The 14,073-nt window shown below is 61.8% G+C and carries 16 protein-coding genes; 15 read left to right on the forward strand and 1 reads right to left on the reverse strand.

Annotation, left to right across the window (positions count from 1 at the left end; all coding sequences use genetic code 11):
* Positions 1-608 precede the first annotated feature (608 nt).
* The 12 genes from CH285_RS05435 (at position 609) to CH285_RS28255 (ending at position 10,353) form a co-directional block, all read left to right on the forward strand.
* Complete coding sequence (locus CH285_RS05435; RefSeq protein WP_015586151.1) at positions 609-1,037, forward strand: hypothetical protein; 429 nt, start codon at positions 609-611, stop codon at positions 1,035-1,037.
* Entirely contained in the window at positions 1,034-3,286 is a 2,253-nt protein-coding gene (locus CH285_RS05440) for an FtsK/SpoIIIE domain-containing protein (RefSeq protein WP_015586152.1), read from the forward strand. The genes CH285_RS05435 and CH285_RS05440 overlap by 4 nt, the downstream gene beginning before the upstream one ends.
* A gap of 40 nt (positions 3,287-3,326) precedes the next feature.
* Positions 3,327-3,659, forward strand: a complete 333-nt coding sequence (locus tag CH285_RS05445) for a hypothetical protein (protein ID WP_015586153.1) — start codon at positions 3,327-3,329, stop codon at positions 3,657-3,659.
* Positions 3,660-4,386: 727 nt separating this feature from the next.
* Positions 4,387-5,067, forward strand: coding sequence for a hypothetical protein (locus tag CH285_RS05455; protein WP_052049379.1), 681 nt, complete (start codon positions 4,387-4,389; stop codon positions 5,065-5,067).
* Entirely contained in the window at positions 5,057-5,836 is a 780-nt protein-coding gene (locus CH285_RS05460) for a hypothetical protein (protein WP_015586156.1), read from the forward strand. Before CH285_RS05455 ends, CH285_RS05460 begins: the two co-directional genes overlap by 11 nt.
* Before the next feature lie 76 nt (positions 5,837-5,912).
* The gene (locus tag CH285_RS05465; protein WP_015586157.1) at positions 5,913-6,662 is read left to right on the forward strand and encodes a hypothetical protein; all 750 of its coding nucleotides are present in this window, start codon (positions 5,913-5,915) and stop codon (positions 6,660-6,662) included.
* A 78-nt stretch (positions 6,663-6,740) separates the two neighbouring features.
* Complete coding sequence (locus CH285_RS05470; protein WP_015586158.1) at positions 6,741-7,172, forward strand: hypothetical protein; 432 nt, start codon at positions 6,741-6,743, stop codon at positions 7,170-7,172.
* 36 nt (positions 7,173-7,208) lie between these two features.
* The gene (locus CH285_RS05475) at positions 7,209-7,517 is read left to right on the forward strand and encodes a hypothetical protein (RefSeq protein WP_015586159.1); all 309 of its coding nucleotides are present in this window, start codon (positions 7,209-7,211) and stop codon (positions 7,515-7,517) included.
* A 168-nt stretch (positions 7,518-7,685) separates the two neighbouring features.
* Positions 7,686-8,576 (forward strand): hypothetical protein, encoded by an 891-nt coding sequence (locus CH285_RS05480; RefSeq protein ID WP_015586160.1) that lies wholly within the window; start codon positions 7,686-7,688, stop codon positions 8,574-8,576.
* A 25-nt stretch (positions 8,577-8,601) separates the two neighbouring features.
* Positions 8,602-8,769 (forward strand): hypothetical protein, encoded by a 168-nt coding sequence (locus CH285_RS27805; RefSeq protein ID WP_155289036.1) that lies wholly within the window; start codon positions 8,602-8,604, stop codon positions 8,767-8,769.
* 145 nt (positions 8,770-8,914) lie between these two features.
* The gene (gene def, locus CH285_RS05485; protein ID WP_015586162.1) at positions 8,915-9,481 is read left to right on the forward strand and encodes a peptide deformylase; all 567 of its coding nucleotides are present in this window, start codon (positions 8,915-8,917) and stop codon (positions 9,479-9,481) included.
* A 611-nt stretch (positions 9,482-10,092) separates the two neighbouring features.
* On the forward strand, positions 10,093-10,353 hold the full coding sequence (locus CH285_RS28255) for a helix-turn-helix domain-containing protein (RefSeq protein WP_080730074.1): 261 nt from the start codon (positions 10,093-10,095) through the stop codon (positions 10,351-10,353).
* A 12-nt stretch (positions 10,354-10,365) separates the two neighbouring features.
* Here the strand turns inward: CH285_RS28255 and CH285_RS05495 are convergent, their stop codons facing one another.
* Complete coding sequence (locus CH285_RS05495; RefSeq protein ID WP_080730065.1) at positions 10,366-11,319, reverse strand: UbiA family prenyltransferase; 954 nt, start codon at positions 11,317-11,319, stop codon at positions 10,366-10,368.
* A gap of 203 nt (positions 11,320-11,522) precedes the next feature.
* On the opposite strand from CH285_RS05495, the gene CH285_RS05500 reads away from it, so the two are divergent.
* From CH285_RS05500 to CH285_RS05510, 3 genes are read left to right on the forward strand one after another with little or no spacing between them, the layout of a single operon-like run.
* The gene (locus CH285_RS05500; protein WP_015586165.1) at positions 11,523-11,834 is read left to right on the forward strand and encodes an MbtH family protein; all 312 of its coding nucleotides are present in this window, start codon (positions 11,523-11,525) and stop codon (positions 11,832-11,834) included.
* A 4-nt stretch (positions 11,835-11,838) separates the two neighbouring features.
* Entirely contained in the window at positions 11,839-13,113 is a 1,275-nt protein-coding gene (locus tag CH285_RS05505; RefSeq protein ID WP_015586166.1) for a lysine N(6)-hydroxylase/L-ornithine N(5)-oxygenase family protein, read from the forward strand.
* Positions 13,110-13,772, forward strand: a complete 663-nt coding sequence (locus CH285_RS05510) for an FMN-binding negative transcriptional regulator (protein WP_202902192.1) — start codon at positions 13,110-13,112, stop codon at positions 13,770-13,772. Before CH285_RS05505 ends, CH285_RS05510 begins: the two co-directional genes overlap by 4 nt.
* Positions 13,773-14,073: the final 301 nt, after the last annotated feature.

Consider the following 14,073-nt stretch of genomic DNA (forward strand, 5'->3'; position numbering starts at 1 on the left):
GGCAACATGGAACGCACTATTTCCCGTGATCGGTGCCGCCGTTCATAGCCCTGTCGCGCTACGTGACAACCGGCTTCCGTCGGCCCTTAGCTCGCGGATCCGCGAGGAGGAGCCCCACCCCAGGCCGGTCGGGGTGGCTTGCGTATACCGAATCTCGTGGCAGTCACGCCGACGCTGGGGTTGGCGGATGGACGTTGCCCGAGGGTGCGTAAGAGAGGAATCGAACCGCATCCGATGAGCAGTTGATGAGGCGCCGATGCTGCCGCGAATTGGTGGTTATATGCCCCGGATGTGGGAAGGTCGCTGCAAGCCTTACTCGCTTCGCATCGCCGTTTGCAGCGTACCCCCCATGTCAAGGGGTGTCGAGCGCACATAGCTGTTCCCGCGACGGTCAGTCGCAACACGGAACGCGACTTGCCCGTCCCCAATCGCACCCTCACCGATAGAGCACTGGTGACCGATCGGTGCGCCACTGATGGGGCCATGAACGCATGCGCTGCAGCGCGAGATGAAAGGTTGTCGGAAAAAGATTCACCGCGGCTGTCACAGAAGTCGACGCACCTGGATCTACCTGTTCTCGAGAAGGCACGACGAGACAGGGAGTCCCCATGAGCGCACCGACACGACTACACGTAGCGAGGGCACGTTCGAGGAGCAGTCGATCTACGGCCGGCCCCCTGAGTCCTGTCATCGATCGAGGAGCGCTGCCGAACTTCGCTCGGATCGAGACCCTCAGGCTCGACGATCCCACCAACCGGATCGTGACCCTCGCAACCACCGACGAGGTCTGGTCGCTCGTCGTCGAGTGGAATTCGAGCAACCTGCTCGTCGACACCGAAGACGAACGATTGATCAGACTTGTCGATGCGGCTCTCCGCGCTGCGCACTGCCAGCCTCACGCCGCGTGCCGTTTCACCCTCGACTACAACCCGACCCATCTCAACAACGAAGTCGGCCGACGCAGCGTGGCCTTGACCGCAACGATGCGCCCAACTTCCGGTGACGGGATCCTGATCACGATCACCCGGGATGCATGATGTGCGCGCTACCCAACCCGACTCAGGCACCCCTCGACGGATACCGGTCGCTACGTGATGCACCCTCGCTCGACCCCCAGAACAATCCGTGGATCCGCAACTGTGTGCTCTACGTTGCCGGTGGAGTCGTGTCGGCAGCACTGGGCCCGATCCTGAACCTCGACACAGCGATCGCATGGGGTGGAGCAGCACTCGGCGTCGGCGCGGGCGCGGCCGTCAGCTACAACGGCTATCGCGCCACGATCCGAGCCGAAGAGACCGATCGTGCGATCGAGCAGCTCTGCCGGCTGACCGCGTCACCGCCGACCCGTGATGTCCTGACGGCGACTCGGTGGAGCGGCCAGTGGCCCGGCCGTCCGGGCAGAATCACCGTCCGCTACCAGTCGGCCGCGCTCCTTCTCGACGAACAGTGGGAGCCCCGCGTCGTCGAATTGCTCTCCCAGCAGAGCTGGGGCCGGTACCGGATCCAGAAGCACAACACACGCAAACGCCGTCTCGTTCTCGTCCCGGACACACGGTCCGTCTCCGAGACGCATGTCTCGCCCGAACTCGTCAAAGCCACGCGCACGATTCTCGCGCTGCTAGGGCCGACCGGAAAGATCACCAGACACGAGACGGACCCGAGCACCGGGGATCTTGTAGCTGTCGAAGCCACCCATGAGGTCGGACATCGACTCGAGTCCGAGGGCTATCGGGCCCGAGTACAACGAGTAGTGAGCGTCAATCTGCCCGGTCGGTGGCGTGCTCGCTGGAACCTCGAAACGGACTGGGTGCGTTTCGAGGTGCGCCCGACCTTTCCGAAGAAGCTCTACAACCCGGCCGGCCTCGGCGACGCGGAATCCACGACCGATCTCGGCGACCTCGCGCACTCCGACTACGACTCGGTCGCGATTTCGTACGGCGAGGACGAGGACGGCAACCCCATGGTGTGGCGGCCGGCGATCGACCCACACTTCATGCTCGTCGGTGCATCCGGAACCGGAAAGACCGTCACCGCACACACCCTGCTGACACAGCTCACCGCGCACGGTTGGCCGGTATGGGTCGTCGACGGAAAAGGGGTCGAGTTCTTGGGCTTCCAGGACTGGCCGAATGTACAGATCGTCGCCAGCCACATGGAGCACCAGGTCGCGGTCATCTATCGGTTCTGGAATCTCATGGAAACCCGGTACTCGCTGATCGTCAACGGAGAAGCTACCGAGGCCGACTTTGAGCCCGTCGTTCTGTTCATCGACGAGTACGCCGACTTCCGAGGCAACCTGCTCAACTGGTACTCGAGCATCAAAGGTAAGGGTGATCCCACCAAGCCGAAGACCCTCCAGGAAGTGGCGTCGATCGGACGAAAAGGCCGCACAGCGAAGTGCCACATGGTGCTGGGAACGCAGCGACCCGATGCCGAGTACTTCGGCGGCGACATGCGAGACAACTTTCGCCAGCGCGTATCGATGGGCCGTCTGAGTCCGCAGGGCGCGTTGATGATGTGGGAATCGGCAACCACTGGAGTCGGTATCCCGCGCGGATGTCGTGGGCGGGCGACCAGTGTCAACGACCACAACCAAGCGGTCGAAATTCAGACCTACTTCACTCCCGACCCCCGCAAGACTGAGCCCGGGGCCGACGACGCAGCGGTGCTGGACCGCCTGCGTCCTCTCGAAGTGCGGCACGAGCGGTTGGTGATCCTCGACCCGGATCCCGGCGGCACCGTGGACGGCGACGAAGAGATCCGTTTCCATCACGTCTCCGGCGCGCCCTGGGCGCGCGCGTCGGACCATCCCAATCTCGATCCCGTCGCCAGGCGAAAGACGCGCGCGGACAGTGATTCAGCTCGTCGCGCATCGTCGCCGATGGCAATGCTCAATCTCGACACCCCCACCGTTCGCCAGCCCAAGCCCGACGCGCAGACGCCGAAAGAAAAAGCCGTGTCCGGCGTCCCGGGCTCTCCGATGCACAAGGACCGCCCGCACCTGCAGGTGGTCCCCGACGCCGGTACCGACGTCGACGACTGGGAGGGCTACGGCGAATCCGAAGACACTGCTCCGGTCGACCTCGTTGCCGGCGACCTAGTTCTCCTCGACGAGGACGCCGGGATCTGGGTCGTCGTCGACAACGAACCCGACATCTACGGAGACGAGTCGGGTGACGACATGGTCGGGCTGACCTGGCGTGGCGACGGCGACGACGAGGGGGTGCTCGACATTCCTCTCGACGCGACTGTTCAAGTTCGTCGCCCCCTTGCCCTCGCCACCTGAATCACTCTGCGACACACACGATCAGAAGAGGAACAACCACATGTCCCAACACGGCAACAACAGCAAAGCCCTCTCCGACGACGATCAGATGGCGCTGATCTGGATCGCCCCACTCGCAGCCACCATGGCTCTCGGATCCGCAGGCCTGTGGTGGTCGACGGCAATCGCCTGGCTGGTCGAGCACTCCATTCTGATCGCCAGCGAGGCATCCCCGATGGTGCAGATCCCAGCATCGGACGGTGCCGGGCTCGACGGTCGACGACTGATCATCGCTCTCGCCGTCGTCGTCGCCCTCGGTGCCGTCGCGATCAGCGCCGGCCGCTCGGCCTACTCAGCCCGACAGGCTCGACTGCACCGAGGAGACCGGGGATGAGAACGAAAGCCACCAGTGGTCGCCGCGCAGAACTACGCGCGATCGCGAGCAGAGAATCGTTCACGATGCCGCTCGGTCAGTGTGTCCGAGACAGCAACTGGGCCGCCCGCGAAACGGCGGTCGCAGAGCTGCTGCAGTCACGGATCCCACGTCTCGAACGGCGCCGGAAAGCAACCGTCGCTGCAGCGCATCTCCTCGAATCGTGCGAGACCTGCCCGCTCGCGGCCTTCGTCGCATGCCGCACAAGAGCCGAGGCAGATAGCTATACCGGCGTCGCGGCAGGCGGACTGTACGACCGAGGAACTCTCATCACCGAAGAAAAACGACCCGACGGTCTGGACGCGATGCACTCCCGCGAGGTAGTGTCCCCAACATCTGATGTGCGGTCTGACCAACCGCATCAACTGAAAAGGGATGCACCATGACTGACGTCGACGTGGTTTCGCGTACGCAAAACAATCTTTCCCCCGCACTGTGTGATGCAGTGCCCGATAGCAATACAATGAATCCTGACCGGAATACCGGTTCATGGAGTCGCTCGACGACGTCGAGGGGTGGTTCCTTCGGCCCGACGAGCGACGGCAGTGACGCTGCGCGTGCGCGACGTCGCTCCACTCCCGCGGCGGGATCTAACAGAACATCCCGCCGCGGGAGTGCCTCGTCGGTACCCTCCGGACCCGCCCGCCGCCACCTGCTGTCGTTGCGGCTCGGCGGTATGCCCGACCAAATGATCCTCGATCTCACGAAGCTCAGCCTCAGTGATGTGGAGACAGTCGCCAACCACAAATGCTTCGAGACCACCGCAAGCATCTCGAAAGCTATTCTCGACGTCACCTTCCACCCCACCCGGGGACGGGCGATGACCTTAGGTGTCGGAGCTCAGCGACGGATCCGGGCCCTCGTCGCGATGGGCTACTCGGTGCAAGCGCTGTCCGAACTGACCGGGCTGTCGGTGCCCAAGCTTTCGACGTTGCCATCGGATCAAGTTGTCCCCAGTGAACTCTGGTCCGTCATCAACGACGTCTACGACCAGATCTCCATGACACCCGGCCCCGACGAGCAGGTCCGGAATGCAGCCCGTGAGCAGGGATGGGCGACGCCTCTTGCTTGGGACGATGACGAAATCGACGACCCCCGAGCACGTCCACATTCGCCCCGAGGCATCCGCGGCGTGGACGAGGCGGCCGTCTACCGTCGCCTGTGCGGCGAATGGAGACTGCCGCTCACTCTTGCAGAGCAAGCCGAGATCGTAGGAATTTCGCTCCGTCGGCGGTGGTCAACCGAGCACCTGGCCGACGTACTCGGAATCGATCTCGACTCAGCGGTGAAAAAGAAGGTCCGCTACCGTGCCCGGATGGCCGTGCACGCCGCTCGCTCCGATGGTGAACGAGAAGCCGATGTTGCGTAGCGACTACGTCAGAAGTGTCGTGGTCGCTCTGGCGGCAGGCGTCCTATGGGCCTTGATCGAGGCGTCGTCGGCATCCTGGGCCAGCACTCAGGCATCAACTGCTGCGACTGTCGGCCGCGTCTCGATTGTCGCGATAGCAGTGATCGTCGGGGTAGCTCTGTCGGCCGCGCTGCGGACCACCGTCATCGCGGTGTGTGCACGGGTCGAGATCTCCGTCGACGAGGCGGCGCTGGGGACGAAAATTCCCGTCATCGTCTCCGGTGTCGTGTGGGGCGTCATCTCCGCTTTCGTCAGTACTCCGACGAGTGCGCCGCCGGCGGCAATGCTGTTCTTGGCTCTGGTAGTGCCCTGGATTGCGTGGATCGACCAACGCGTGCAACGGATTCCGACTGCTCTTGCGTATCTGGCCGCCAGCGGAACTGCAGCAATGATCTTGCTCACCGGTGTCGTTCACGGCACCTGGGGCGCGGTCGGTCGCGCCCTTCTGGCCGGCCTGGCCGCCGGCATATTGTTCTTCGCGCTTGCAGTGCTTCTGCGCGGCGGAATCGGTATCGGCGATGCGCGACTGGTGGTCTCACTCGCGATGGTCCTAGGCTACGTCGGCTGGACATCCCTCGGTGCGGCGCTGGTGTTCTCGATCCTGACGGCTTTCGTCGGAGTGATAGTCGTGCGGGTCCTTCGAGCGATCAGATCCGAGCCTGCACGGTCGCATATCGCGCTGGGCCCGTACCTCGCACTCGGCACCGCGCTCACTCTCGTCGCATCCTGATCCGCCTGCGCGCAGTTGCGTCCTGCTTTTTCTTCCCTCCCCGAACTCGACAGCTCCCGAAGAGGTGATTGCCATCATGGCGAAGACACATCAGACCGCATGGACAGCCATTGCCGCAGCCGTGATGGTCGCTGTGGCGGCCGCGGCTGCCGTGGTGATCACGACGGATCACCACGAGGCCGACACTGCGCCACCACCACCCCAGGTCTTCCACGACGTCATCACCGTTGCGAGCCTTCTCGACGCCCTGCCCGTCGTCGACGATATCGACAGCACGGCCAGGTGGCCCGACGGTCAGCGCTTGGCGGAACTTCTCGTGCGGCCGCCAGGCAGCGATCACGGATGCGACACCAGGAACATCGCATTGGCAGCGGAGCTCGAGGCCGTCACATTCGCTGCCGGAACGGACAATTGCGTTGTGGCACAGGGCGTGTTGAATGATCCATACACCGGTGTCACCGTCGAATTCGATGCAGCATCTGAGAAAGATGCTGCAGCAAGCGATTACGTCTACCCGCTGGACGCGGCGTGGGCGTTGGGTGCTGCTGCATGGGCACCCGAACAGCAGCAACGCTTTGTCAGCGACGTACAGACCAACATCATCGTCGCCAGCGCGCAGGCAGTTGAACATCGAGCCCAACGTGGGCTTTCTCAGTGGCATCCGAGCAACGACGACCTCGCATGTGCATTTGCGGCGAAATATCTTCGTGTGGCGCAGACATACGCCTTGCCCATCACCCGCGGTGATGCTGTCGCGGCCACGCAACTCTGCGGTCTCGGCAACACCGCGGTGACAACTGCGGGCGAGACCGAACCGGCGAACTGACCACACGATCGGCCACACAAATCTCCTCCCCAAGAGGAAATGAAAGTCCCTCGCACACAACATGAAAGAAGGAATCTCATGCCCAAGACCGCCGACCAGGCCGATGCAACCACCCGCGAGATCCTCGGCCCGCAGTTCACCGCAATGCGCAACCTTGTCGAAGCAGCCGAGAACAGCCGGCAGAAGGCCGAAGCAGTCGCCAAAGCGCAGGCCGAACATGTCGACTCGACCGCCGAATTCATCGTGGCCTACGACGCCGCCAAAGCTGCAGGCTTCACCACCGCCCAACTGAAGAAGGGCGGCTACGTCCGGCCATCACTGAAGGGAGTCGCAAAACCGGCCACCAGCAAGAAAGAACCCACGCAGACCCCGCCGGCAGAAACCGCCGCCACCGGCGGCGAACCCCACGGGCACGACAGTGGGCAGCAGAACCATGCCGCACCGGCGTCGGAGGAACACCGGAGTGATCACCACAACGAGCACGGCGAGCACGACGCCATGGCGAGCTGACATGACATCCCGTCGACAACCAGAGGGGGCTGTGCGATGAGCACCGACCGAACCGACGCGATCACCCATATCGAGCTGGCCTGCGACGTCTGCGCGCTGGAACCCAGGGACGGGGGAGCGGGACCGCGGGGCGCATGGTGGGCGGTGGCCATGAAAGATTGCTGCGCCGGCGGACAGCTCATGGCCCACCTCGCGTGCGACGAGCACTTCTTCGATCTGATTTCACAGAAGCTGCCCGGCGTATGCACGAGTTGTGGCCACCTGAGCCGGACCCTGTCCGACGTCGTCGATGTCGCATGGACGATAGGAACCGGAACCGACCTGCCCGGCCGGCCGGGACGATGACCCAAGCTGTCGCACTGCTCGGTGGAGGCGTCCGCCGAGCGTGCACTTGCTGCAGCGCTGTCGAATACTTCGGCGGCGCTGCAGGTCGAGTCGGTACCGCCGCCCCCCGCGGGGCCGCAGTACCGACTCTGTATCCGGGACCGCAAGACCCCCTCCGGGTGAGGTCCGATGTCCTCCGCGCGCCGTAGTCGTAACCGCGTCACCCCAGACGGGGGCGCGTTCGACCCCGATCGAGGATCCAGCGGAGAGCTGGAGAAGAAGCAAGGGGTGGTGCTCCCGCACGCATCCTTCGCCGACCGAGCCGCGAATCGCGAGCATGCCCGCGGCCTCGATACCGACATCGAAGGACTGCCCGGTCTGACACGCGCGCGCCGCGACCTCGAACGCGCCTTCCCCCGCAACACCGCCGCGCCGATCACGAACGAACGAAAAAGACGTTCGCTGCCGGCCGCGATCGAACTCCGTCGAAGCCTCAGCGCCCGCCAGCGCAATGCGCGATCAGCCACCAAAAGGACTGTCGAGCAGAGCGTTCCCCGAGCCCAGCACCGTGCGATGAGCACACTGATCGGAGATCCAGAAAATTGGAAACGCACCAACGACGCATTGTCCGATGTCAACGGTGATGCAGTTCGGCTCGACGACGACCAGCGCCGCCACATCCAGAGAGTCGACCGCGCAATCCAGCGATACGAGCGTGAGTCCGGACGTGGACACCTGGTCTACACCGTTGTGAGCTTGCCCCACGCCGTCATCCATCCATCCGAGCTACCCGAGACCCTCTCACCCGGCTCGGTCATAGCTTTCGACCGCTTCACCGGCGCCCGCCACTCGATCCACGAACTCGACGCACACAGCCATCCGACGGACGCCGTATTCGAGATCCAAACAACACGAGGGCTGTACCTCGGAGCATCGGACAAGGGCGACGACACGAGCCACCTCCTCCCACGGGGCACCCGCTACCGAGTCGTCAACTCGCACTTCGTCCCCTACGAGCGACCAGGTCAGAGGGTCAGGGAAAGGCTCGTCGTGCAACTCGAAGACATCGACACGGACTGACCATCAGCGAAAGGAACAAACAGACATGCCCACCGAAAAGGCCTCACCGCCACCACACCGACGAGAACGCCGCGCACCATGGCAATTTCATCCAGACATCATGCCGCGCGCCGACTTTCGCGCCGTCCAAGCCGAAGACCCCCAGACCGGACCCATCGACGGAGCCATCGACACCGGCGAAGAATCGGAATAGAGACGGTCACTTGTCATGGGCCCTGCGCGATCGGATGCTCTCGTCGAGCCACTCCGCACCATGATGACGGCCACAAAACGTGATACGCGCCCAAAACAAACCTCATCGGTTGCTTCTAACGTAGCCAGGGTGGAGCATACGAGTCATGCCTGTCTCTGAACTTCTGCGCCTCGGCAATGCTCGACCAATCGTCCGATGGGGCGACCCTGTCCTGCACACATCGGCTCGACCGGTGACCGACTTCGGTCCTGATCTGCAAAGTCTGCTTGCCGATATGTTCGCGACCAATACTGCTGCGGACGGTGCCGGCCTCGCCGCTCAGCAGGTAGGCATCGACCTTGCGGTGTTCATCTACGATTGCAGTGACGAGACCGGGACACGGCGAACTGGTGTCGTCTGCAATCCGGTAGTCGAACTCGCCGAAGGAAACGATCGACACCTCATCGATTTCGGTGAAGGATGCTTGTCCCTCCCCGGCGCATACACCGACCTCGCACGGCCAGAGTTCTCTATCTGTCGAGGACAGGACCAGTACGGTAACCAGATCGAACTCAACGCAGGCGGCACGCTCGGGCGTTGTTTCCAACACGAAACCGATCACATCAACGGTATCGTTTTCGGCGACCGCCTCTCGAAGCGCAAACGTAAACAGCTCTATCGTGACCACGAGACGGTCTCTGAGCAGTACAGCAACGATTGGCCAACACGATAGATTCTGCTCCGGAAGCAGTGACCGCTCTGCTCCGCCTACCCACCCGGTGACGTCAAGACCTTCACGAAGCCTGACATTCATCTACACGAAACAGTAGGTCGAACCCTCAACGCATCCATGGCTCGCTATTGCACGGCAACGGACCATATGGTCTTGTATCCTGGGCTAGGGAACAGGAGTTCGGGGAACATATGCCTTACGCAATGGCTGCGGCGTCGCTACGGGCCGCGATTCCAGAGGTAGTGACGGCGTACAGAACCACTTTGCTACGCGAGAATAGTCCCCTCGGGATCAATCCGGGGGTGTGGTCACAGTGCCGCCGCCAAGCACTGGCAATCCTCAACGAGTGCGTAGATGCATTAGGCCTTCCCACGTCTTCGACTACTCGGTCGGCGATTCCAGACGAGTACACCCGGTTGCTCGGCTCGCATCGAGCCCTACAGGCAATACCGGCTTCGGAGTCCGTGCGAGCTGTGGAGATTCTGTGGTCATCCCTTGAGCCTGCAATAGAGCTGGCCGCCAAAGAGGCACCCTTGACACACCGACCTGGGGTCTGGAGACGCATCAACGCCGCTTTTCGCCTTGCTGCCGGTGGCCGCCTTCACACGGGCATGCTCAGCTACGAGGAGACCCGAGGCCATTTGAGGGACAGGCAACTTCGAGTGCTTGAGGCCGCGTCAGACGCATCTTTGACCAACCGGGAGCTTGAAGTCTTGGAGGCTGTGGCGTTCGCGATGACCAACCGGCAGATCGCTCGCACTCTGAATATTTCAGAGCTCACAGTCAAGCGGCATCTGTCCAACGCCTATCTGAAACTTGGGGCGTCGTCCCGTATGGACGCGTTGCACAGGCTATTCGGCAGCCGCATCTAGCGGCCCGCAATTTCATACCGCGCGCACCAGGAGGGTGCCGAGCATCGCGAGGTTTGCTGCGTACTGGGTGGCCATGAAAGCGCGGTACCCGCAGCGCCGTGCCTTCAGGTCATAGTCGTTCGCCCGCGCGCATAGCGCCATCACCCAGAGAGCTCCAGCAGTCAACGGCAATGTTCCGAACAGTGCGAGCGGTGCCCATAGCAGTGAGGCGATCGGTGCGCATACTCCAACGACAGTCGTTCCGAATATGGCCAGCCGCCGTGCAGAGCTGAGTCCACGTTGCGCTGCCAGAGTGCGCCTCCCACCAATGGCGTCCCCGTGGGCATCGGATAGGTCCTTCACGACCGCTCCCACCAACGCCATCCATGTTGCCATCGATGCGCAGAAGACTTGTTCCGTACGCCCAAATCCTCCGCCGCCGGCGGCCGCTCCGGCAGCATAACTTGCCCAGCCGAGGCCGAATATCACTACAGAAGAAGACAAACTCCAACGCTTGGCAGCCAGTGGCGGTGCCGAGTACACCCACCCAAGCGTCAGGAAGGCGAAGGTCCAGCACCACATCTCGCGCCCCGCAACTGCAGCCATCAGCAGGGCTGTGATCGCCGTAGCCACGCTGACCCACCGGGCTGTACGGACTGCCAGTTCCCCCCGCGCAATCGGTCGCTGCGACGCGTTTGCCACATCCTCAAGGACGTCAGTCACACCATTGAACAAGTACGTCGATATCACGACGGCCCACCAGGTCAACGCGCCGGCCGCTAATTGTCCGACACCGACAGGCCCTGCAGTCGCTGATACGCCGGCAATTCCAACCGCGAATCGAAGCAGATAGACACCTTGGACCTGCGGTCTGGCCTCCACGAAGCACAACCATGCATTTCTTGCGGGACTCGACGCGCCCCCAGGACGACCTACCTGTGTGCCGTGCTTGACCGACTCACACCGATACGACCACCCATCTGACACAGCCGGAGCCTAGCTGTCGCAGTGCACGAAGGTTTCTGCCCGGACTTGTCTTCGCTAAAACTACATCCAAAGTTGTAGTTTTCTGAGGTATTACCTACTCCCTTCGTGCCACAAAGGGGACCAACGTATTCGCTGCTAGGCAGACTCGACTGGTACCGAAATGCACAGCAGGCGTACTGCAACTCTCCGAGTAAGCGAGGACCATGAGCAATCCGTTCGACGATGAAGACGGCAGCTATTTCGTTCTCACCAACGAGGAGGGGCAGCACTCTCTCTGGCCGGTCTTTATCGACGTCCCGGCCGGTTGGTCAAGAGTGTTCGGCGAGGCCAAGCGGACTGCTTGTCTGGAGTACGTCGACACCCACTGGACCGATTTGCGCCCCAAGTCACTCGCCATTGCTCAGGCCGAAAACCGCAGCCAGACAACTAATGTCGGACCAACTATGCGGCCGGGAACGACCAATTCGGTTGAGGGCATCCCAGCCGATGCCTACCACAACGAAATTAGGTCGTAGCTCGATGGGAGCACAGTCAGGCTCGTCCGTCGCGGACGTTGTTGGGGTCGGTTTTGGACCCTCCAACCTCGCTCTCGCGATAGCTCTTCAAGAGTCCATCCAGCCCGGACCGGTGCCGGCAAAGTTCAGCATGAAGTTCTACGAGCTCCAGCCTCGTTTCGGCTGGCACCGTGGGATGCTCATGGAGGATGCGACCATGCAGGTCTCTTTTCTCAAAGACCTTGCCACCATGCGCAATCCGATGAGTCGGTATACGTTTGTGTCCTACCTCCGAGAGAAAGAGAGAATTGCTGAGTTCATCAACAGCAAAACTCTCTACCCACTGCGGGTGGAGTTTCATGACTACCTGGAGTGGGCAGCTAGCCAATTTCAGTCAAACGTCTCGTACGGGTCCGAGATCAAAGACATCCGACCAGTAGTCGAGAATGGCGTGGTGGAGTACGTCGATGTAGTCGGCCCAGATGACGTTGTTCAGCGGGCGCGGAACATCGTGATCGGAATGGGTTTGACGCCTCGACTTCCCGATGGTGTCAACAGATCTGAGCGGATCTGGCACAGCTCCCAACTGCTGGGCAGAGCAGCCGCAGTTACATACGTCCCTCAAAATTTTGTCGTCGTGGGCTCTGGCCAAAGTGCCGCCGAAGTTGCTGACTACCTTCATCGGACTTTCCCTCGCGCCAATGTGCACACCGTCCTGTCCCGCTACGGCTACAGCGTCGCCGATGACAGCCCGTATGCGAATGGAATTTTCGATCCGGAGGGAGTTGACCGGTTCTTCTCCGCTCCGACCGACGAGAAGCAGAGGCTCCTCGAATACCACGCCAACACCAATTACTCAGTGGTCGATCTCGATATTTCACAGTCGCTGTATCTCAAGAGCTACCAGGAGAAGGTCCTGGGCAAACAGCGGTTACGGATGATCAACACCTCGCGCGTCACATCCGTCGACGAGGACACAGACGGCGTACGGGTCGAGGTCACATCCTCGGCCACCGGTCTGACCCATACCATCGAAGCAGACGTGATCGTCTACGCCACCGGCTACCGGCCAAGTGACCCGGCACCGCTACTCCAGGGCCTGATGCGCGAATGTAAGCACGACGAGCAGGGACGGCTCAGCGTGGGACGCGACTACCGAGTGACGACGTCGGATGCGGTGCGCGCCGGTATCTATGTGCACGGTGCCAGTACCGAACACAGCCATGGACTTTCTGCTGGTCTCCTGTCCAACACTGCAGTCAGATCCGGTGAAATCGCCCAATCCATTCTCAGGAGATGACCATGTACGTCCCCCGGATCTACAAGGCAAGTGATCGGACATGGCTGCGCCGCGTGGTTGCGCAGTACCCTTTTGCGGCTCTGATCTCAAACGGCCCCAAGGCCCCGTACGCCACCCATTTGCCAGTCATCTGTGCTCCCTGCGCCCCTTCAGAGAGCGAGGACTTAGAAGGATCGACACTGTTTGGGCACATGAACCGGGCCAATCCCCACTGGGACTCGCTCGTCGACGGTGCGGATGCCCAACTTATTTTCACCGGGCCTCATGGGTATGTCACCCCAAGTGTCTACCAACGCGATTCTGTAGCACCGACCTGGAACTACGTCTCGGTACATCTCCGAGGAAAGCTGCAACCTGTTGCCGATTTCGAGGAGACGCTCAAGGTCGTTCAATTGACAGTCAGTACGTACGAGCAGAAATTCGGCAGCGGGTGGGAGATGGACAGTTCGCTGGACCACTACCGAAGGATCGGTCCGGCTGTGGGTGCATTCAGTTTTGAGGTGGAATCGGCGGATGGCATGTTCAAGCTCAGCCAGGAGCAGAACCTCGAGACCAGGCGACGGGTGGCGGACCACTTCAGCGCGAACCACGCCGGGCGAGGCAAAGAACTAGCTTCGTTCATGCGGGAGTACAGCCATGGTGACTACAACAACTTCTGATGGGGACATGTCGGACGCACCGACGGAACCCACGGCCCGGGAGCCTTTTGCGCCAAAAGAGCATTCCGTGCCCGCCATTTGTAAACCTTCAATTTCGCACCGGCTCAGCCATTTCGGCCTGGTCTGTTCATCGGTTTACGGATGCAAGCGGAGTTTATAAATTGTGCTACTGCTCTCACGCACCTTGTCCGCCGCCATTCCGACTCGTCGAGCAGGTCAATCGTTCTACCTTCGGAATGAAGTTGGGATTCCGGGGGATTGCTTCCGGACCAAAATCCGGCAAAAGAGCCGACCGGCGAAC

The sequence above is a fragment of the Rhodococcus sp. 05-2256-B1 genome (assembly GCF_002258465.1).
Classification (GTDB): domain Bacteria; phylum Actinomycetota; class Actinomycetes; order Mycobacteriales; family Mycobacteriaceae; genus Rhodococcoides; species Rhodococcoides fascians.